Raw genomic sequence first — 20967 nt, 5'->3', positions numbered from 1 at the left:
GCGCCCTCCAGTAAACAAACCATTGCCAAGAATGCCATGAATCCGCCCACAAAAAAAGCCCGTAATGAAACTATCATTACGGGCTTATATGCAGAACGAATTGATGGGAACGACTCTTTAACTCCCTAAAGAGTTACAAAAAATCCCCCTAACTTAATGCTTAATATCACGCCAATATTCGCGTTTCAACAAATACGTCAATAACAGCAGAAGCAGTAAAAAAGCGATGACTTTCCAACCTAAATCGTAACGCTCCAATTTGGCAGGCTCTCCGACATATTCCAAGAAATTGGTAATATCACGTGCCGCTTGCGCGTACTCGTCCGGTGCGGCATGACGCTGCATCCCTTCAAGTACATTCGGCATTGAAGTCCCTTTTAATACTGTATTGTCCCAGTTACCCTGCTCATCTTGATGATAAGCGCGCAAGAAAGTATAGATATAATCCGGCCCTTTCAAACGTGCCATCAGCGATAAATCTGGCGGTGAGCTACCCAATACGTCCATGGCAACACCATCCAACATACGGGTATGAACTTCATCAACAGACTTATTCTGGCCAAACGTCATTTGCGCAATAACTTCTTCGTCCGTCCAACCAATATCACGTGCAATGCGGTTGTAACGCATATATTTTACCGAGTGGCACGCCATACAATAATTGGAAAACAGAACCGCACCACGTTGCAAAGAGTCTTGGTCACGCAAGTTATTTTGCGCTTTCTCTAGTTCGATGGCAGGGCCACCAGCAGCAAACGCGCTAACACTCAACGAGGCGGCAAAGAAACTGATTACTAAGAATAACTTTTTCATCTATTTCACCCTCTCTGGTACCGGTTTGGTCTTCTCTCTGGCCGTGGTATACGGCAAAATTAAAAAGAATAGGAAGTAGGTCGCGGTAAAGATTTGCGCCATTATTGTCAGGGTAGCGGTCGCGGGTTGCGTCCCCAACCAACCAAGAATGATGAACGAAACCACAAGCATTGCCAATAACAGTTTGAATGACATTCCACGGTAGCGAATCGACTTCACTTTACAACGATCCAACCAAGGCATGGCGAACAAGAACATAATCGCAGCCCCCATTGCCAATACACCAAAGAACTTATCCGGTACAGCACGTAAAATCGCATAGAAAGGTGTGAAGTACCAAACTGGGGCTATGTGCTCTGGCGTTTTCAATGGATTTGCCGGTTCAAAGTTAGGTGGCTCAATAAAGTAACCGCCGCCCTCTGGCATATAGAACACCACCAGCGCAAACAACACCATAAAGAACACCGCGCCCATCGAGTCCTTAACCGAATAGTACGGATGGAACGGAATACCATCTTTTGGCAGACCATACTCGTTTTTGACTTTCTTAATCTCCACACCATCAGGGTTGTTCGAACCAACCTGATGCAAGGCAACAATGTGCATAAACACCAAAATCAACAACACCAAAGGCAGGGCGATAACATGCAACGCAAAAAAGCGGTTCAAGGTCGCGTCGGAAATAATGTAATCACCACGAACCCAAAGCGCCAAATCGGGGCCGACTAAAGGAATCGCACCAAACAGGGAAATAATCACCTGCGCACCCCAATAAGACATCTGTCCCCAAGGCAGTAGGTAACCCATGAAAGCCTCGGCCATCAAGACCAAGAAAATCAACATCCCGATTAACCAAACCAACTCGCGCGGTTCTTTATAAGAGCCATACAGCAAGCCGCGCATCATATGCAGATAAATCACGATAAAGAACGCAGAAGCGCCTGTCGAGTGCATATAGCGAATCAGCCAACCCCACTCCACATCACGCATAATGTATTCAATGGAATTAAATGCTTCTGCTGCACTTGGCTTATAGCTCATGGTCAGCCAGATACCGGTCACAAATTGATTGACCAATACCAGCAACGCCAAAGAGCCGAAGAAATACCAGAAGTTAAAGTTTTTTGGTGCGTAATACTCACCAACATGTTCATTCCACGTGCTAACCAAAGGATAGCGACGATCGAACCAGCCCAGAACGGTGCCGTTCTTCGCTTCAAATTTCTTATGTGGATTATCAGCCATTATGCCGCCCCTCCTGCAGTTGGGCCTTCACCAATACGCACAATACTGTCGTTGATAAAGTGATAAGGTGGGATTTCCAAATTGGTTGGCGCAGGCACTGATTTAAATACGCGACCCGCCAAGTCAAAACGCGAACCGTGGCATGGACAGAAAAAACCGCCCTGCCAATCGGCAGACACATCCGGCGAACCAATCGCTGGACGATACAAAGGCGCACAGCCAAGATGGGTACAGACACCGACGACGACAAGGTATTCCTCTTTCACCGCACGAGTCGCATTTTGACAATACGCTGGCTGGTCAGATTCATTGGATGCCGGATCACGTAAATCGCCATCTAAAGCCGGTAAACCAGCAAGCATCTCCGGAGTACGGCGTACAATCCATACTGGCTTACCACGCCACTCAACGGTCAGCATTTGCCCAGATTGCAGTTTACTAATATCGGCATTGACTGGCGCACCTGCCGCCTTAGCTTTTTCGCTAGGTTGCCATGAGCTAACAAACGGAACCGCCAAGAACGTCGCCCCTGCCGCTCCGACAACCCCTGTCACACCGGTCAGAATCCGACGGCGCTTTAGGTCTACACTAGAGTCATTATTTTGTTCTATCGACATAGCTGTCTTCCTAGTTTGAGAACTGACGGATAAGCGCATTATTATCCAGCTTCCTGCATGAAAGCCGCCTTCTTATATTCAACACGCTTGACGCGTTAAATCCGATAAAAAGGAAAGGCGCTCCCAATCAGTTCCTTGTCTACAAGCAAATCGGACTTATTCTACATAAGCCATTCACAAACTTAAATCAGTATCTGCTTATAGGACTATTAATAAATTCTTTCTATACCAAAAGATAAAATTGATAAATATAAGGTTTTTGCATTACTCATCTGATCATATCTGATCAAACCGGATTTTCAATATCAATAAAGGTAACATCCAGCGCAAACTTTTCCGCCAAATGCTCACCTAAGGCCTTGATTCCCAAGCGCTCAGTCGCATGATGCCCTGCCGCAAAATAGTGAATGCCACACTCAGCGGCTAAATGCGTGGTCTGTTCCGACACTTCACCACTGATAAAGAGATCCGCTCGCTTCGCAATCGCTTGGTCAATATAGCCTTGTGCACCGCCCGAACACCAACAGATTTTTTTTAGAATCCCAGGGCCTCCTTGCAACCACAACGGTTTACGTTGCAAGGTTTCATCCACTCGATCGTAAAACGCTTCGACCGCAATAGGTGTATCTAGGTCGGCACTAAACAACAAGCCGTCCTGTTCTGTGACCTTCAATCCCCACAGCTTAGCCAACTGCGCATTATTACCCAATTCAGCATGACCGTCCAAGGGTAAATGATAAGCGAACAGATTGATGTCATTCAGTAATAAGCTTTTAATACGGCGCTGTTTAAAACCAATAATCTGCTGTGGTTCGCTTTTCCAGAAATAGCCATGATGTACTAAAATAGCGTCTGCGCCGAGGTCTATGGCTGCATCAATCAATGCCTGACTGGCTGTCACGCCAGTGACAATCTTGCGAATTTTGCTCTTGCCTTCAACCTGCAAACCATTCGGTGCATAGTCTTTGTAAAGTTCAACTTGCAACAGCTCGTCAATGTATTTTTCCAAAATATGACGTTGCATCTCATCTCCCCCATAGTAAAAAACCACCAGCCCGATCCGAGCAAGTGGTTTTCACACATCAACTTAACAAATACCGCTTAGTCGGTTACACGATAACGAGCCGAAGCAGCGTGCGCTTGCAAGCCTTCGCCATCCGCCAATTCACCGGCAATTTTACCTAAGTAATTAGCGCCTTCAGCAGAACACATAATCAAGCTAGAGCGTTTTTGGAAATCGTACACACCTAACGGCGATGAAAAACGCGCTGTACGTGATGTTGGCAAGACGTGGTTTGGTCCGGCGCAATAATCACCCAACGCTTCAGCAGTATAACGACCCATAAAAATCGCACCCGCATGGCGGATTTTCGGCAATAGCGCCTTTGGATCATCAACCGACAGTTCTAAATGCTCTGGCGCAATCAAATTAATCATTTCAATCGCTTGCGCTTCGTTATCGACCACGATAATTGCTCCACGGTCACGCAAAGCCGTTTCAATGATCGCTTTACGCGGCATTGTCTCAATCAATTTGGTCATGCTGGCGTGTACCTTATCAGCAAACTCGGCATCTTGAGTGACCAAAATCGACTGGGCATCTTCATCGTGCTCAGCTTGTGAGAACAGATCCACCGCAATCCAATCTGGATCGGTTTTACCATCGCAATACACCAAAATTTCAGAAGGACCAGCAATCATGTCGATACCCACCGTACCAAACACTAAACGCTTCGCTGTGGCGACGAAAATATTTCCAGGGCCAACAATCTTATCCACCGCCGGCACGGTTTCGGTGCCGTAAGCCAATGCCGCGATTGCCTGAGCTCCGCCAAGAGTAAACACCGCATCAACATCACAAATCGCCGCCGCCGCCAACACCATCTCGTTCACTTCGCCGTCCGGCGTTGGCACAACCATAATCAATTTTTCGACACCCGCCACTTTCGCAGGAATCGCATTCATAATCACCGATGATGGATAAGCCGCTTTTCCGCCCGGAACATAGAGTCCAACCGAATCCAACGGCGTTACCTGCTGGCCTAACATGGTGCCGTCAGCTTCTTCATAAGTCCAAGAGCTTTGTACTTGACGCTCATGATAGTCACGTACACGCTGCGCTGACACTTCCAACGCTTCACGCTGTGCAGCTGGAATATTTTGCAAAGCCGCTTGAAGACGCTCTTTAGAAATCTCCAACTCAGCACCGCTTGCTAACTGCATACGGTCAAATTTAGCGGTATATTCCAACAGAGCGGCATCGCCTTCACTGCGAACACGGGCGCAGACTTCGTTAACAATATCGTTGACCGAACGATTAGATACGGTTTCCCATGCCAATAATTGATCTAACTCTTCTCTAAATCCTGCTTCATTGGCAGATAAACGTCGAATATTTAACATTTTACTTCTCGATGACTGATTTAAATTGTTGAACGATTTCATTAATCTGGTTGAATTTAGTTTTGTAAGCATGCTGATTCACAATCAAACGCGAACTGATTTCGGCAATATGCTCCATCGGCACAAGGCCGTTAGCGCGTAAGGTATTGCCGGTATCGACCAAATCGACAATACGGTCGGCCAAATCGATTAAAGGAGCGATTTCCATCGAACCATACAGTTTAATTAAATCGACCTGCTCGCCTTTCTGTGCGTAATAAGCTTGGGCTGATTTAATGTATTTGGTGGCAATTTTCAGACGATGACCATGCGGCTTTTCAACTTCTGATCCCGCAACCATCAACTTACATTTGGCAATTTGCAAATCCAATAGCTCGTAGATATTGTCCGACGGAGCCTCCATCAATACATCTTTACCGGCCACACCGATATCGGCGGCACCATGCGCGACATAGGTCGGCGCATCGGTCGCACGGACAATCAACAGACGTACATTCGCATGATTGGTTGGAATAATCAGCTTACGGCTTTTGCTTGGATCTTCTTGCGGAATAATGTTTGCCGCTTCTAATAGTGGCAAAGTGTCTTGGTAAATACGCCCTTTTGATAGCGCTATCGTTAATTGTTCATTCATAACTACTGGTCAATAAATCGTTAAAATTGAGAATCAAATCGGCCTTTTTCGCCAAACTCTAATCTAAGTTCGACGATAAATATGCGCTCCGATTTTATGGAATTTTTCTTCAATCAGTTCATAACCGCGATCAATATGATACACACGATCAATCACCGTCTCGCCTTCGGCCACTAAACCGGCCAACACCAAACACGCCGACGCACGCAAGTCAGTTGCCATTACGCAGGCGCCTTTTAATTTGCTTATCCCTTGAACCTTGGCCGTATTACCCTCTACGGTAATCTTCGCCCCCATGCGCATCAATTCAGAAACGTGCATAAAGCGATTTTCAAAAATTGTTTCCTGCACAGTGGACTCACCTTCAGCAAGCGCATTCATCACCAAAAACTGTGCCTGCATATCGGTAGGGAAATCCGGATAAGGGGCGGTTTCAATATTTACCGGCACCAATTTACGATCGCGCATATCCAAGGTAATCGTATCGGCAGTACAACTTACTTCTGCCCCAGCCTCTTTAAACTTTTTAATCACGTCCGTTAAATGCTGCGGTACCACTTTAGTCACCGTCAACTTACTGTGCGTTAACACGGCAGCCGCCAAATAAGTACCGGCCTCAATCCGATCTGGAATGACACTGTATTCGACGCCATTAAGTTTCTTAACGCCCTCAATCACCAAAGTATCGGTTCCGATACCGGTAATTTTGGCGCCCATCTTCACCAGAAATTGCGCTAAATCAGTCACTTCCGGTTCGCGTGCGGCATTGCGTAAAATGGTAATCCCTTCCGCCAAAACCGCTGCCATTAACAAGTTTTCGGTGCCGGTAACCGTCACCATCGGCATATCAATTTCAGCCCCTTGCAAACGCCCATCGACTTTAGCGACAACATAACCGTCTTCAACCTCGATTTTCGCGCCCATTTTCTCCATGCCGTCGAGGTGAATATTGACCGGTCTTGAGCCAATCGCACAGCCCCCAGGCAGAGACACCTTCGCTTCGCCAAAACGCGCTAGCAATGGCCCCAACACCAAAATCGAAGCACGCATGGTTTTCACCAGCTCGTAAGGGGCTTCACGGTGTTTGATATTTGATGCATCAATTTCGATGCAACGATTTTCATCAAATAAAATGTCCACACCCATTGCACCCAACAGATGCAAGGTCGTGGTAACGTCCATTAGATGCGGTACATTCGCTAATTTAACCGGCGTTTCCGCCAAAAGGCAGCCCATTAAAATGGGCAAAGCGGCATTTTTCGAGCCCGAAATTTCAACACTGCCAGAGAGTTCTCCCTGGCCTTTTATGACAAGTTTATCCATTGTTCTTTATTTTCGCGCGTCGTGGCGCAGCCTCGCTAGTAGTCGGACTAAGGGGTTAGCGTTTTAATCGACAAGGCGTGCAGTGCGCCACTTTCGATGTCCGCTTTAAAAATGTCATTGACGATACGATGACGTTTAATCTGCGGCTTACCTTCAAATTCTGCACTGGTCACAATCACGGTAAAATTGCAATCAGCACCGATGGTTTCAACCGTACTATCCGGTAAAACAGCTTGAATCCGCTGACGAATGGTTTCAGGCGACATAGCTACTCCAAAAAAATTATTCGCGTATTTTAACGCCTTTGTTTAATAAAATCAGATTTATCGCAGAAACCACCACAAGGAACAACAATGTCACCGCTAAACTTAAATAAATACTGACATCCGCTTTTTCAAAAAAACCGTAGCGAAAACCGTCCACCATATAAAAAAACGGATTAAAGTGCGATATTTGCTGCCAGATTTCGGGCAAGGCATGAATCGAGTAAAAAACGCCACTTAAGAAGGTCAAAGGCATAATGATAAAGTTTTGGAAAGCCGCCAGATGGTCATACTTGTCTGAGACAATGCCGGCCAACATACCCAAACCGCCCATCATCGCTGCGCTCAGAATGGCAAAAATAACAATCCAGTGCGGCGCTTGCCAAGTCAAATCAAACGCAATCGCGCCTACCAGCAGAATCCCTAAACCAACCGCCAAACCGCGCACAATAGAAGCCGCTGTAAAAGCAATGTAAAATTCCAGTGGCGAAATCGGGCTAAGCAGCACAAACGTCAAATTGCCGTGCATTTTGGATTGAATCAAACTCGACGAACTGTTTGAGAAGGCATTTTGCAAAATCGCCATCATCACCAAACCAGGAATCAAAAATTGGCTGTAAGACACACCGCTAAACACATCGGTTTGCGTATCAATCACTTGGCCAAATACCAATAAATACAACAAAGTGGCGACCACAGGGGCAAAAATGGTTTGCACCGCCACCGAATTAAAACGACGTACTTCTTTTAAGAAAAGCGCCCAAGTGCCAGCCCAATTTAGCATTTGCCCTCTCCTTTCAATTCGCCTTTATCCGCCGTCAAGTCAATAAACACCTCTTCCAAAGTCGCATCACGACTACTAATGTCTTCTATCGGTACTTGCGCTTGATGCAGCTGCCCAAGAATCTCGCTTAACAAGACCTCTTTCTCGATTTTAAACACCAAGGCGCTCGACTCTTCTTCAACCAACATCCCCCGCAAGGCAGGCGGCAATGGTAAATCGGCTTGCAAATAGGCACGCGGCACACTGACCTTTAAATAACGGTATGCGTGTTTCGACAAAAGCGCCGAGGTTTTATCCAAAGCTTTAATCTGCCCTTTTTGCATAATCGCCACTTTATCGCACAAGGCCTCGGCCTCTTCTAAATAATGCGTGGTCAAAATAATCGTATGACCTTTATCGTGCAATTCACGGGTAAACTCCCACAGCGTTCGCCGCAAGTCCACATCCACCCCTGCGGTGGGTTCGTCCAACACCAAAACCTGCGGCTTATGCACTAAGGCCATCGCAATCAACGCACGCCGCTTCATGCCGCCGGACAATTGATGGGTTAAAGCATTCGCTTTTTCGGTTAAGGCCAAGCGCTCCAATAACTCATCAACCCAGGCGTTTTGCACCGCACCCTTCAAACCAAAATAGCCAGACTGTAAACGCAGCAATTCGCGGATATTAAAAAATGGATCCGCAATCAACTCTTGAGGAACTAAACCAAGCGCACGGCGCGTCACGCGGTAATCGCTAATGACATCTTTACCCATCACATTGATTGAACCCGACGTGGGCACCACCAAACCGGACATCGCATTAATCAGCGTTGATTTGCCTGCGCCATTCGGACCTAAAAGACCAAAAAAAGCCCCTTCTTCAACGCTGAAGCTCACGCCTTTAAGCGCGTGCAAATCAGCATACTGTTTTTTAACATTACAAAACTCTACTGCAGACATAGAAACGAACCTAAAATAGTGCGAAACAAAACGATTAGATAAGAAATGCCGAATTAATCCAACCTGACCAACTCTTGCAGGTCATATAAGTCGATTAAAGTACTGGCTTGCGACGGGCAGTTATGCAGCTGGATAAGCGTGGTGGATTGGAGCGCCCAATGCACTATCATCGCAAGGATAGAAGAATCCATTTTTTGATTTTCAGAAAAATCAACCGCGACAACCGGTAATTGCAACACCTTATGCTGTTTTATCCAGGCATCCAAATTAAGAATGGTTAAATTAACCGGCAAGGTTAAGCAGCCGGTCTCCGGCTGCCAATTCAAGGAAGGAACTTCAGATGCCACAATCACCGCCTCGCTTAATTGGCTGCGCGTGTGCTATTGTCGCGACTGCGCAACTCTTGAATCACCGCATCGACGCCCTGACGGTCAATCATGCTGCCATACACATTGCGAAAACTCACCAAGGTCGAAATATTGTTAAAAGTAAAGTCGTACAGCAACCATTTCCCACTGTCTTTATCTTGAAAAGCACGGTAGACCAACTGTAGCGTCTGTCCATCGCTCATTTTAACGGTCGAGGCAATTTCAGCACGTCCAGGCTTTGGCTCAGTGACCTGATCCACCGTTGCCGACAGAACTTCAAATTTTAAAAAGTTCGATGAATAGCTGCGAATCAAATTGTTAATAAACGCATCGGTAAAATCGACACGCTGCGCCTCGGTCGCCGTTCGCCAGTGAACGCCCATCGCAAAACGCGCCATCTTATCTTGGGCAACATAAGGTAAGACATTCTCTTTGGCAAACGGCAAAACTTGTTCCGGATTGGCTTGCAACGCTGCACGTTGTGCCGCAATTTTGCTAATCAACATATCGGACAATTCTTGCACCATTTTACCCGGATCACTCTGCGTGACCGCTTGTGCCGTCAACGCATTAAAAGCCAAGCCGATAACCAACACTATCTGTAACCAACGAGGGTGTACACGCATTTTCGAAGTCATCATTATTTATCTCCGCCTTCGCTAAATTTCACTAAAAATTGTCCAATTAACTCTTCTAAAACCAGCGCGGACTGGGTGTATTCAATCTCCGAGCCATTCGTTAAATAATCAATATCGCCCCCAGGGCTGATGCCGACATACTGATCACCCAAGAGTCCAGAGGTCAAAATCGCTGCCGAAGAATCGCGAGACAACTCATTATATTCTTGGTCAATCTCCATCCAAACCCGTGCTTTAAAACTTTTTGGGTCAATGGTGATATTAGTGATTCGACCAATCACCACGCCGCTTAACTTCACGGGCGCACGAACTTTTAAGCCACCAATATTGCTAAACAACGCAGTGACTTGATAACTGGGTTTATCTTTAAGTGCCGTAAAATTACTGACCTGCAAAGCGATCATCAGCAGTGCGGCAAAAGTTAGCACCAACAAAGCGCCAACCCAAATTTCCATCGTAGTTTTTTGTTTCATCCTGACTCCAAAGTCCATTCAGGCAACAGCGCCCAAACCTAGTCAAACATAATCGCGGTAAGAATAAAGTCCAAGCCAAGCACGCCCAACGAAGCATGTACAACCGTGCGCGTGGTTGCTCGACTCACCCCTTCCGAAGTTGGGATTGCACTCACCCCTTGATAGAGCGCAATAATGGCAATCAAAATGGCAAAGGCAACCGACTTAATCACACCATTCATCACATCGTCCTGCCAATCGACCGAACTGTTCATCTGCGACCAAAAAGCGCCCTCATCAACGCCCAACCAACTGACCCCGACCATATAGCCGCCAATAATCCCCATTGCGGTAAATAACAGCGCCAACATCGGCAAAGCCAAAACCGCGGCTAAAAACCGCGGTGCATAAATGTATTTCAACGGATCAATCGCCATCATTTCCAACGCGGAAATCTGTTCTGTAGAGCGCATTAGGCCAATCTCGGCCGTTAACGCAGAACCGGCGCGCCCAGCAAACAGTAGCGCAGCAACCACTGGCCCTAATTCTCGCAACAGCGACAGAGCCGTCATCGAACCGACCGCCTCTTCGGAATTATAATCCACCAAGACGTTATAGCCCTGCAAACTCAACACCATGCCGACAAACAGACCCGCAGTGAGAATAATCGGCAGCGAAAGCACCCCAGCAATATACAGCTGCTTAACCCACAAGTCGAAACGCAACAAGGCCGCAGGCATTGCCGGAAACAGCGACAAAGTAAACAGTGTCCCCTGCCCAAGTACCGCCAAAAGTTTTAAAAATTTAGCGCCAATCGAACCGAGAAACTGCTGGATAGAAAATTGTTCAGCCATGCACGTCCTTTATGTTACTCGGCGCCGCCGGTGGCGACTCGCGGATTCGCCAAAGAGTGGCGATAATCATTCTTGTCAAAATGGAAAGGCACAGGGCCATCCGCCATACCATGCACAAATTGGGTTACAAACGGGTTTGACTCGGCCAAAATCGCCTCTTTATCACCCTGCGCGATAATTTTCCCTTCGGAGATAACGCATACATAATCGGCAATCGACAAAACCTCGTTCACATCGTGCGATACAACGACCGAAGTTAAGCCCAAAGAGTCATTTAGCTTACGGATAAGCTCAATCAAAACGCCCATGGTAATCGGATCTTGCCCCACAAACGGCTCATCATAAAAAATCATTTCTGGATCCAGAGCAATCGCTCGTGCCAAAGCGACTCGTCGTGCCATACCGCCAGACAATTGCGCTGGCTTTAAGTGCCGCGCACCGCGCAAACCAACCGCTTGCAATTTCATCTGCACCAGCGGATTAATAATTTCTGGTGGCAACTTAGTGTGCTCGCGTAACGGAAAAGCGACATTATCAAAGACGTTTAAATCCGCTAAAAGCGCGCCACTTTGGAACAGCATCCCCATTTTGCGGCGCAACGCATAAAGTGAACTGCGCTTTAGTTGATGAACATTTTGCCCATCGACCGTGACGGTGCCGGAATCCGGCGTTAGCTGTCCAGCAATCAACTTTAATAAGGTGGTTTTACCCGTACCGCTTGGCCCCATAATCGCGGTGACCTTGCCACGCGGAATCTGCAAGCTGATATCGTCAAAAATTTTGCGCTCATCTCGCGCAAAACTCAGACCGTCAATTTGTATTAAATTATCCGACATGCTCAAGGCAACCTAAAACTCTTCTATTAATGGGGCTAATTTGCATTCATTCGCCGTGTATTGTTTCACTTTTACAACACACAGGTGCAACAATGCGACTCAGTGTACCGATTCAACCTCGCAAGGAAAAGGAAAAATCGTGAATAGACGCTGTAGAGATGGAATCGTTGCAAAGATACGACAAGCGAATAGCCCATCGAACGACGCAACTAATAACCTAACAACTCCGCGACTGTCTGCAAATTGCGAATATCACTCATCTGGGCGTTTTCATCGGCAATACAAACGGGCACCGCGAGCGGCTCAGCCAACGACTGCATAAACGATTTTAACAACTGACTCTGCTCGCGTCCGTTGGTCGGTAACTCCGATATCCAACACAGCGGCGCCCCAGAAACAGTGAGTTCACCTGCCTGCCAAGACCATCCCGGCCACTGCAACTGACGTGACAACAAGGTCAACGGATAACCGGCTACACTCTGCGGCGGTAAATGACCCTCTGCCTGAAGCAAAACACCAATCAATTGTTCACCAAGTGACGTACATTGGAGCAAAGGTAAAAGGCGCTGCAACTCATCAAAATCAGCCTCGCCAGCCACCAGCAACAAACGGTTCTGTTGATTAACACAATCGGCAAAGTTAGCAAAAGCCGTTGAACTTAATCCATTATCAACTCGCCACTGCAACCATTCCGACGCGGGAACACACGCCAAGCGAAAATAATTCAGGTAATAATCAAAAAACCACTCACTGGGCAAATCCTCCGGATAAAAGTCGGACTGCCAAGCACTCGACATCCATCCCAGCGTACTGATTTCCATATTTTCCAGTGTTTTCATCCGTTGACCCTATTCACTTTTGAGCGCCCATTGTATGAAGAAAAACAGTAATTTTCCACGCCTTCAATCATCGAACTTCGAGCAATTAAGAGCAATCACCGCAATAAACCCTTTTCATAGAATGGATACTCAACCTTATAAATAAGATTTATCCATTCGACATAAATTCCGTTATAATTCTCGGCACTTTTTAACCTTAAGAGTGCCATGCACCTCAAAGATACCGACTGAAGTAAATTAATTATGACAACACTTTTACTGCCTAGCTTATTGTTGATTATTGGATTAGCACTTCTTGTCTGGAGTTCAGACATTTTCATCGACGGTGCCGCCAGTACCGCCGTACATTTAAAAATCTCACCTCTTGTCATTGGTGTTGTCGTGCTGGGTTTCGGAACATCAATGCCGGAAATGGTGGTTGCAGCATTAGCCTCCCTAGACGGCAGTCCGGCACTTGCGGTCGGCAATGCCATCGGTTCAAACATCGCCAACATCGGCTTGGTATTAGGGATAACAGCCTTAATTGCCCCAGTTATTGTTAAATCTTCCATCTTAAAGCGCGAACTACCGCTACTTTTAGCGATTTCCGCTGGTGTCTACCTATTGGTTTTCGATGGCAAACTGGGAATGTTAGACGGTGGAATATTAATTCTCTCATTAGTGCTGGTCATGGCCTGGATGATTAAAGCCAATAAAGCCTTAGACCCAAATGACCCAATGGCCCAAGAAACCGTGCACGAACTTGAAGAACTGCCCGAATTGAGCAAAAACAAAGGATTACTGTATTTGCTGGGTGGCCTGATTATTCTGATGATTAGCGCAAAAATGATGGTCTCTGGCGCGGTCGATATTGCCCAATATTTTGAAGTACCTGAAGTCGTCATTGGCTTAACGATTATCGCGATTGGCACCAGTTTGCCAGAGCTGGCTGCCGCAATTGCCGCAGCCCGTAAAAACCAAGCCGACTTAATTATTGGGAACATTGTTGGCTCAAACTTATTTAACATTCTTGCCGTCATGGCAGTTCCGGCGGTTCTTGCGCCGAGCATTCTGGAACCGGACATTTTAAATATTGATATGCTCGTCATGCTCGGCTTTACTCTGGCAATGCTGGTTTTTGCTCTACCGTTACGCGGCCAAGCAACCATTGACCGAACGCGCGGAATCCTCTTAACAAGCGCCTTTATCGGTTACTTATACCTACTTTATTTACGTTCAACTGGCGGCCTATAAGCGCGCCCATAGAGGTAGTTATGCACATTGCTCCGAACATCGCTGCAAAAGCACAAAAAATAAAATTCCTAATCTTGGATGTCGATGGCGTTCTGACGGACAATCGCCTGTATTACAGCGACAGTGGTGAAGAACTCAAAGCCTTCTACACCCGTGATGGTCATGGCATGGTCATGCTTAAAAAAAGTGGTGTCGACATCGGTATTATTACCGGACGCACCTCTAAACTGGTTGCGAAACGCTGCCAAGATTTAAAAATCAACCACCTCTACATGGGCGTGCCAGACAAGCTACCCAGCTTTCTCGAACTGCTTGCAACGCTAAAACTGGCACCGGAACAGATTGCCTATATCGGTGACGACATTCTCGATTTACCGATTCTAAAGCGCATTGGTTTTAGCATCACTCCAGCCGATGGCGAAGCAGAAGTGAAAAGCCGCGTAGACTATGTTTCAAACTACATCGGTGGCCAAGGCGTTGTACGCGAAGTCTGTGAAATCATCATGCGCTCACAAGGAACCTTCCAGCAGCACATGGACTTCTACCTTCGCGACCTAGCAGAGTAATACCTTAAAAATCCGTGCCAGATAGTGGCTTCTTGAATAGATAACCTTTTATAATGCAGTCCAACGGTTTACCCTGCACAGTAACGGTATTATGCAACTTTCAAAAAGCCACCTTTCTATTCTCAGTTTAGCGCTTGCCACCGCCGCGCTTTGGGCGAATCTGTGGCTAGAATCCAATCAACAAGATACCCCTCCAATTACTGCACAAAACAATAAACCAGCGGTTTGGCAATTCACCGACACCCAAATGTGGCGTCCGCAAGTTGTACAAAAAACCAACGGTGAGAGTTTTGCCGACAACAATCTTTATCTGCACGCCGATAAAGTAATCAGCGACAACCAAGAACATATTCAAATCGAAAAACTTAATTTGGTTATCTATTCACCGCAACAACTCAATTTAATGAGCAGTGACCGCGCGGAAATGACCCAACAAATAATTCAACTCAGCCAAACCCAACAACCGGTGCAACTGCAGCATTGGCGCAACAACACCCAAAACTGGCGACAAGAAATTCAGCTCTCCGGCACACAATTTACCTATAATGAGCAACAACAAACACTGCGCAGCGACCAAGCAATCGAGCTCACGCAGACGGATAGCCAAGTTCTCGCTGGTAATTTACAAGCCGACTTAGCCACCGGAACTTGGCGTTTTGGCAAGGGCGTTATCGGGCAGTTTACCCCGTCCGCTCAGCGCGAATAATCGCAACCACGAATTTACCCAAAGTGTATTTATGACTCTAGCCCTTCCTTTTTTAAGCACCGTTGTTATCAACAAGCTGACGCTAGGTACGCTTCTATTATGCGTACTGGTATTCTCTTTGCCAGCCATCAGCGCTGAACGAAATTTAGAAAAAAACGACGCCATCAGCATTAAAGCCGACCAATTACTGGTACAAGAAAAACAAGGTATCAGTCGTTATCAAGGGAATGTCGAAGTCCAACAAGGGGCGCTGCAACTCGCAGGGGATCAGATTGAAATCACCCACCCAAATAACCAACTGCAAAAAATTGAAATCAGCGGTAATCCGGCCACCTTTGAGCGCATCGACCCACAAACGAAAACCTTAACCAAAGGCCAAGCAAAAACCATCCGCTATGTCAGCAAAACCGATACGCTTACCTTTATCGGCGATGCGCAAGTTGCCGAAGACGGCAAACACAAAATCAGTGGCGCAAAACTGGTCTATGACCTTCAACAGCAAACACTGCAAGCAGAATCCGATGCGCAAAACAAAGAACGGGTCGAAGTGATTCTCATCCCAAATACCCAAACACCTTAACCGCAAACCGGTAAACCGACAGACCGATAAACTTAAAGGCTCGTAATGGCGCATTTTTACGCTCGCAAACTCGCAAAAAGCTATAAAAAACGACACGTCGTGACCGAGGTCGACTTGGATGTACACAGCGGTGAAGTGGTTGGACTCTTAGGGCCAAACGGTGCCGGCAAAACCACCACCTTCTACATGATGACCGGCTTAGTCCATAATGACAGCGGTGAAATTTACCTAGACAACCAAGAAATCAGCAATATGCCGATTCACCAACGCGCTCGACTCGGAATCGGTTATCTACCGCAAGAAAGCTCGGTATTCCGCCAACTAAGCGTGAGCGACAACATCAAAGCCATTTTGCAAATGCGTCCAGAGCTTAGCGACGCAGAACAAAATCTGTTATTTGAAAACTTGGTAGACGACCTGCAAATTGGACACATCTTAGAACAGATGGGACAAGCCCTCTCCGGTGGCGAACGCCGTCGCGTAGAGATTGCCCGCGCCTTGGCCATGGAACCCAAATTCATTTTACTTGACGAACCTTTTGCCGGCGTTGACCCGATTTCAGTTAAAGACATACAAAACATTATTCGCCACTTAAAAGAGCGCGACATTGGCGTCCTGATTACCGACCACAATGTCCGCGAAACCCTAGGGGTCTGCGATCAAGCTTATATATTGCACGCCGGCACCATTTTAGCCAAAGGCAAACCACAAGAACTCCTCAACCATGCCGAAGTCAAGCGCGTCTATCTCGGTGAAAACTTCGCTTAAGAACGATTAACTCTGCGCCCAAAACAGAAAGCCAAAGATTTTTTAGCCAGATAGCGGGCTAAAAATGCACTGTATCTGCCCTCCTTTAAAAAAATTTTATGTCATTCCGCAACGTCTATTTTAGTGCGTACAAATAACACCACTTTCGATATGGAAAATTATCCCTTTGAATTTTCTATCAAAAATGCACATTTGCCATTTTAAGCACCTAAACGGCAAATTGATCGACATTAAAATTAAATTTACTAATCGGTAAATGGAAGTTTTCTTGACTGTTTTTTTAAAAAAGCAGTGCTATACTGAAATTGAAGACAGGAAAAGAGCCTAATAAATAAAGAGTAAATCAACCCTTCTTGGATTGACTCTCCTAGTCAAATCGCAAATGTAAAACTAAAGGAGCGATTATATGCAAGTCAACATCACAGGCCACCACATCGACGTAACTGATGCCCTTCGTAGCTATGTTTCGGAAAAACTTGAAAAACTAGAACGCCATTTTGATCATGTCACCAATGTTCATGTGATTTTAACCGTTAACAAGCAGGCACAAATTGCTGAAGCAACGGTTCATGTTTCTGGTGCGGATCTGTTTGCCCAGCAAGAATCGGAAAATATGTATGCATCAATTGACGGCTTAGTTGATAAATTAGATCGCCAAATTATCAAGCACAAAGAAAAAATTGGTAACCACCAAAAGAAATCTGGTGGAGTCAAAAACATGGTTGCAGAAGCTTAATTTCTAGCCAAAGCATCCACAATCAGTTAAGCGATTAACTGCCAAAAAACGCCTCCAACCCCAACGGTTTGAGGCGTTTTTTTTGCCTTAAATTTTGCATGACAAGCCCAAAACCAGACTAACCAAGCGCTGGTGAACTGCTACAATATTGTCATTGTTTTTACTTATGAAGACGCCGAAGAGTTTGGACTTATTCGATGTCTCTTTATCTCTGCACCCACTGAAACGCCAACTAATCCCAAGCGTTTCTGAAATGACTCTGTTTACGCCCAAAAGGCATTTAAAGACAGTAAAGGTTTTCTGTGAGCACGACCACTATCGACAAAAATCAAATGACCGAGCAACTATTCGGCGCGGTAAGAGAAACCAACCAAACACAAATTGAGCAACTCAGCGCCCATTTTGTCGCCGAAGAACTGGCAGAAATGCTCGAATCGTCACCACCCAAAGAACGTAGCATTCTTTGGAAAGGCATCCCCACCGATAAACAAGGGGAGGTGCTTGCGCACTTAAATGATGAAGTCCGTGCCAATCTGCTTGGCGAACTCGAAACCCACGAAATCATCGAAATTACCGAAGAGCTACCCATCGACGATATCGTCGACATCGCACAGTCTTTGGAAGGCCACGAACAGAAAGAGTTTGTCGCCTCCCTAGACGACAGTAATCGTGAAGCAGTGCAGCTCGCAATGACCTACGGCGACGATACCGCGGGCGGTTTAATGAGCCCGGACTTTATCTCAGTGCGTGCCGATGTTAGCCTCGGAGTCGTATTGCGTTACCTGCGTCAACTGGGTGACTTACCACCCTCAACAACAGCGCTTTTGGTTCGTGACCGTGACGACCACTACGTTGGCTGTCTGCAACTGCGTTACCTCTTAACCCACGATGAAGATTGCGAAGTTCACGAATTTGTTGACCAAGCGGTGCCTGCCGTCAATGTCTACACCTCAACCAAAGACGTCGCGCACTTATTTGAAAAACAAGATTTAATTTTTGCCCCAGTGGTAGACGACCAAAACACCATATTAGGGCGCATCACCATCGATGACGTGGTCGATATCATTCGTGAAGAAGCCGAGCATCGTCAGATGGCCAGCGCCGGTCTGGATGAAGACGAAGATATTTTCGCACCCGCCAGCCGCGCCGCCAAACGCCGAACGTTCTGGCTGGGCATAAATCTACTCACCGCAATTTTTGCCTCGATTGTTATCGGCTTTTTTGATGCTTCAATTGAGAAAGTTGTCGCCTTAGCCGTGCTTATGCCGATTATTGCCAGTATGGGCGGGATTGCCGGCACTCAAACGGCGACCATCGTGATTCGCGCCCTCGCAACCGGAAAATTAGGCAAATCCAATAGTCGCTCGCTGCTCATCAAAGAATCCACCGTTGGCCTGTATAACGGCTTTATCTGGGCAATTTTCACCGGTCTAGCGGTCTTAGTCTTGTTCCAAGACTGGCAACTCAGTGCCATTTTTGCAACCGCAATGCTCATCAACTTGGTGGCTGCTGCCTTTGCCGGTGCCATGATTCCACTGATACTGCAACGTATGCAAATTGACCCCGCATTGGCATCTGGACTCATGCTCACCACCGTTACGGATTCACTGGGCTTTTTTGTCTTTCTAGGATTAGCCACCATTGTGCTGATTTAACCCCCAACCTTGGCAAGAAGATGACAAGCAAAGCGCATCTCTTGAGAAGCGAAGCAAAAAGATTTAAAGTGCCAATAACATTCGATTAAGGAGATAAAACATGAAATATCATTTAGCCGTCAGTTCATTATTAATTGGCTCTTTAGTTTTAGCTGGATGCAGTCAAAATCGCGAAATGACCAAAGAAGACCGCGAAGTCGAAAAAAACGTCGTCACCGGTGTCGCGGCAATCGGCGGCGCATTAATGGCCAACGCCTTGGGCATGGACAATAACGCCGGTAAAATTGTGGTCGGCGCCATCACCGGTTTCACCGCTCGAAAAGTGTACGAAGAAGTCAATAAAGATACCGCCAACGACCCAAATACCGATGTCACCCCCGTCAGCATTAACGGCCAAGAGTACATTCAGGTACAAGTCAAAGACGTAAACTTCCGTTCCGGTTCCGCCAAACTTGAACCCACCGAATTAACGCGACTAAAACCGGTGCTGGATGCACTCAACAACTACCCAAATACCCGTGTTCACGTCGAAGGCCATACCGATAGCGACGGCAGCGAAGCCTTTAACCAACAACTCTCAGAAAACCGTGCTAAAAACGTCGCGTTTTACCTAATGGACAACGGCATATCTCGCGACCGTATCGTTACTTACGGCTACGGTGAAGAACGCCCAATCGCCAGTAATGATACGCCGCAAGGTAAACGCATGAACCGCCGTGTGACCTTCTTGATTAGTGAGATTTAAAAACGCAGAATTAAGTCCTTATTGACTTCAACACGGTGTTGCAAAGAGTTAAGGAAATTCAGAATAAGCCCACATAACGCCTTGCAAGCCGACATAAGGAAACAACATTGAAGAGACTGTTTTTTATATCTCTGTGCGTTCTTTTTTTCTCACACCCTGCAAAAGCCGATTTTGCCGATGGCATTGCAGCTTTCCAGCAACAAAACTACACCAAGGCATTCAATGAGTGGATGCCTCTAGCCAAACAAGGCCTAGCCACCGCACAAAGTAACATTGGTCTGCTCTACGATTTAGGAAAAGGAGTGGAACAGAATTACGCCGAAGCGATTTACTGGTATGAAGCCGCCGCTCAACAAGGTGACATTAATGCAGAATACAACCTAGCAGTCATGTATTTTCAAGGCAAAGGCGTTCCCCAAAACAACCTAAAAGCGCAACAATGGTTTTTGCAAGCCGCACAACAAAACCATTCAAACGCCCAAAACAATCTCGGTTGGATTTATGAACACGGCTTAGGCGTGCCTATAGACCTCACCAAAGCACAAAACTGGTATCGCAAAGCGGCCCAACAGAACAATGCACTCGCCGAAAAGAACCTAAACAAACTCGCACAAAAAATCGCCCTGAAAGCACAACAACCGTCTTCAGAACAAGCGATTACCTTCCAAGATATTGCATGGTTCGAGCAACAGCCAAAACAGAACTTCACCCTACAATTAGCCAGCGCCAAATCGGTAACCGGTTTGCACAAAATGTTACAGCAGAAAAATATCGAGAATGCCAAAGTATTCAAGCAAAGACGCAATCAAAAAATAAACTATATCGCCCTACTAGAATCCAAAGAAAGCCGCAAAGATATTAATGAGCTTGCTCAACGCATAACAATCGATCACGGGATTACCCCTTGGATACGCACCTTTGCAAATGTAAACCAATACCTGGATACACCACAAAATTGAACACCGCGA

At 46.4% G+C, this 20967-nt stretch carries 25 protein-coding genes; 9 read left to right on the top strand and 16 right to left on the bottom strand.

Annotation, left to right across the window (positions count from 1 at the left end; genetic code table 11):
• Positions 1–153: 153 nt before the first annotated feature.
• The 16 genes from HRR27_RS03460 to HRR27_RS03385 all read right to left on the bottom strand — a co-directional run bounded on the left by HRR27_RS03460 (position 154) and on the right by HRR27_RS03385 (position 13010).
• On the bottom strand, positions 154–813 hold the full coding sequence (locus tag HRR27_RS03460; RefSeq protein ID WP_173270931.1) for a cytochrome c1: 660 nt from the start codon (positions 811–813) through the stop codon (positions 154–156).
• The gene (locus tag HRR27_RS03455; RefSeq protein WP_173270928.1) at positions 814–2058 is read right to left on the bottom strand and encodes a cytochrome b; all 1245 of its coding nucleotides are present in this window, start codon (positions 2056–2058) and stop codon (positions 814–816) included.
• Entirely contained in the window at positions 2058–2675 is a 618-nt protein-coding gene (gene petA, locus HRR27_RS03450) for a ubiquinol-cytochrome c reductase iron-sulfur subunit (RefSeq protein ID WP_173270926.1), read from the bottom strand. Before petA ends, HRR27_RS03455 begins: the two co-directional genes overlap by 1 nt.
• Positions 2676–2961: 286 nt before the next feature.
• Positions 2962–3699, bottom strand: a complete 738-nt coding sequence (locus tag HRR27_RS03445; protein ID WP_173270924.1) for a Nif3-like dinuclear metal center hexameric protein — start codon at positions 3697–3699, stop codon at positions 2962–2964.
• 77 nt (positions 3700–3776) lie between these two features.
• Positions 3777–5078: a histidinol dehydrogenase gene (gene hisD / locus HRR27_RS03440; RefSeq protein WP_173270921.1), complete on the bottom strand. Its 1302-nt coding sequence runs from the start codon at positions 5076–5078 to the stop codon at positions 3777–3779.
• A gap of 1 nt (position 5079) precedes the next feature.
• The gene (gene hisG / locus HRR27_RS03435; RefSeq protein WP_173270919.1) at positions 5080–5712 is read right to left on the bottom strand and encodes an ATP phosphoribosyltransferase; all 633 of its coding nucleotides are present in this window, start codon (positions 5710–5712) and stop codon (positions 5080–5082) included.
• Between the two features lie 63 nt (positions 5713–5775).
• Positions 5776–7035, bottom strand: coding sequence for a UDP-N-acetylglucosamine 1-carboxyvinyltransferase (gene murA / locus HRR27_RS03430; protein ID WP_173270917.1), 1260 nt, complete (start codon positions 7033–7035; stop codon positions 5776–5778).
• Between the two features lie 47 nt (positions 7036–7082).
• The gene (locus HRR27_RS03425) at positions 7083–7301 is read right to left on the bottom strand and encodes a BolA family protein (protein ID WP_173270915.1); all 219 of its coding nucleotides are present in this window, start codon (positions 7299–7301) and stop codon (positions 7083–7085) included.
• A 16-nt stretch (positions 7302–7317) separates the two neighbouring features.
• On the bottom strand, positions 7318–8082 hold the full coding sequence (locus HRR27_RS03420) for an ABC transporter permease (RefSeq protein ID WP_173270912.1): 765 nt from the start codon (positions 8080–8082) through the stop codon (positions 7318–7320).
• On the bottom strand, positions 8076–9023 hold the full coding sequence (locus tag HRR27_RS03415) for an ABC transporter ATP-binding protein (RefSeq protein ID WP_173270910.1): 948 nt from the start codon (positions 9021–9023) through the stop codon (positions 8076–8078). The genes HRR27_RS03420 and HRR27_RS03415 overlap by 7 nt, the downstream gene beginning before the upstream one ends.
• 53 nt (positions 9024–9076) lie before the next feature.
• Positions 9077–9370 carry an STAS domain-containing protein gene (locus HRR27_RS03410; protein ID WP_173270908.1) on the bottom strand — a complete coding sequence of 98 codons (294 nt, stop codon included), beginning with the start codon at positions 9368–9370 and terminating at the stop codon, positions 9077–9079.
• Positions 9371–9384: 14 nt separating this feature from the next.
• Entirely contained in the window at positions 9385–10032 is a 648-nt protein-coding gene (locus HRR27_RS03405; protein ID WP_173270906.1) for an MlaC/ttg2D family ABC transporter substrate-binding protein, read from the bottom strand.
• On the bottom strand, positions 10032–10502 hold the full coding sequence (mlaD, locus tag HRR27_RS03400) for an outer membrane lipid asymmetry maintenance protein MlaD (RefSeq protein WP_173270903.1): 471 nt from the start codon (positions 10500–10502) through the stop codon (positions 10032–10034). Before mlaD ends, HRR27_RS03405 begins: the two co-directional genes overlap by 1 nt.
• Positions 10503–10540: 38 nt before the next feature.
• The gene (gene mlaE / locus HRR27_RS03395) at positions 10541–11335 is read right to left on the bottom strand and encodes a lipid asymmetry maintenance ABC transporter permease subunit MlaE (protein ID WP_173270901.1); all 795 of its coding nucleotides are present in this window, start codon (positions 11333–11335) and stop codon (positions 10541–10543) included.
• A 14-nt stretch (positions 11336–11349) separates the two neighbouring features.
• Positions 11350–12171: an ABC transporter ATP-binding protein gene (locus HRR27_RS03390; protein ID WP_173270899.1), complete on the bottom strand. Its 822-nt coding sequence runs from the start codon at positions 12169–12171 to the stop codon at positions 11350–11352.
• Positions 12172–12380: 209 nt separating this feature from the next.
• The gene (locus tag HRR27_RS03385) at positions 12381–13010 is read right to left on the bottom strand and encodes a hypothetical protein (protein ID WP_173270897.1); all 630 of its coding nucleotides are present in this window, start codon (positions 13008–13010) and stop codon (positions 12381–12383) included.
• A 243-nt stretch (positions 13011–13253) separates the two neighbouring features.
• On the opposite strand from HRR27_RS03385, the gene HRR27_RS03380 reads away from it, so the two are divergent.
• From HRR27_RS03380 to HRR27_RS03340, 9 genes are all read left to right on the top strand, one after another.
• Positions 13254–14243 carry a calcium/sodium antiporter gene (locus HRR27_RS03380; RefSeq protein ID WP_243830875.1) on the top strand — a complete coding sequence of 330 codons (990 nt, stop codon included), beginning with the start codon at positions 13254–13256 and terminating at the stop codon, positions 14241–14243.
• A 20-nt stretch (positions 14244–14263) separates the two neighbouring features.
• A complete protein-coding gene (gene kdsC, locus HRR27_RS03375) occupies positions 14264–14809 on the top strand; it encodes a 3-deoxy-manno-octulosonate-8-phosphatase KdsC (RefSeq protein WP_173270895.1) in 546 nt (181 codons plus the stop codon).
• A gap of 91 nt (positions 14810–14900) precedes the next feature.
• Positions 14901–15515 carry an LptA/OstA family protein gene (locus HRR27_RS03370; RefSeq protein ID WP_173270892.1) on the top strand — a complete coding sequence of 205 codons (615 nt, stop codon included), beginning with the start codon at positions 14901–14903 and terminating at the stop codon, positions 15513–15515.
• Between the two features lie 31 nt (positions 15516–15546).
• On the top strand, positions 15547–16095 hold the full coding sequence (gene lptA / locus HRR27_RS03365; RefSeq protein ID WP_173270890.1) for a lipopolysaccharide transport periplasmic protein LptA: 549 nt from the start codon (positions 15547–15549) through the stop codon (positions 16093–16095).
• 45 nt (positions 16096–16140) lie between these two features.
• A complete protein-coding gene (lptB, locus tag HRR27_RS03360) occupies positions 16141–16863 on the top strand; it encodes an LPS export ABC transporter ATP-binding protein (RefSeq protein ID WP_173270888.1) in 723 nt (240 codons plus the stop codon).
• A gap of 406 nt (positions 16864–17269) precedes the next feature.
• Entirely contained in the window at positions 17270–17599 is a 330-nt protein-coding gene (gene hpf, locus HRR27_RS03355) for a ribosome hibernation-promoting factor, HPF/YfiA family (protein WP_173270886.1), read from the top strand.
• Between the two features lie 302 nt (positions 17600–17901).
• Positions 17902–19254, top strand: a complete 1353-nt coding sequence (mgtE, locus tag HRR27_RS03350; RefSeq protein ID WP_243830874.1) for a magnesium transporter — start codon at positions 17902–17904, stop codon at positions 19252–19254.
• A gap of 100 nt (positions 19255–19354) precedes the next feature.
• Positions 19355–19999 (top strand): OmpA family protein, encoded by a 645-nt coding sequence (locus tag HRR27_RS03345; protein WP_173270884.1) that lies wholly within the window; start codon positions 19355–19357, stop codon positions 19997–19999.
• A 107-nt stretch (positions 20000–20106) separates the two neighbouring features.
• Positions 20107–20958 carry an SEL1-like repeat protein gene (locus tag HRR27_RS03340; RefSeq protein WP_173270881.1) on the top strand — a complete coding sequence of 284 codons (852 nt, stop codon included), beginning with the start codon at positions 20107–20109 and terminating at the stop codon, positions 20956–20958.
• Positions 20959–20967: the final 9 nt, after the last annotated feature.

It is taken from the genome of Thiosulfatimonas sediminis, assembly GCF_011398355.1.
GTDB classification, from domain to species: Bacteria; Pseudomonadota; Gammaproteobacteria; order Thiomicrospirales; family Thiomicrospiraceae; genus Thiomicrorhabdus; species Thiomicrorhabdus sediminis_A.
The sequence above is the reverse complement of the archived record's forward strand: the minus strand, read 5'-3'. Positions and strand labels throughout refer to the sequence as shown.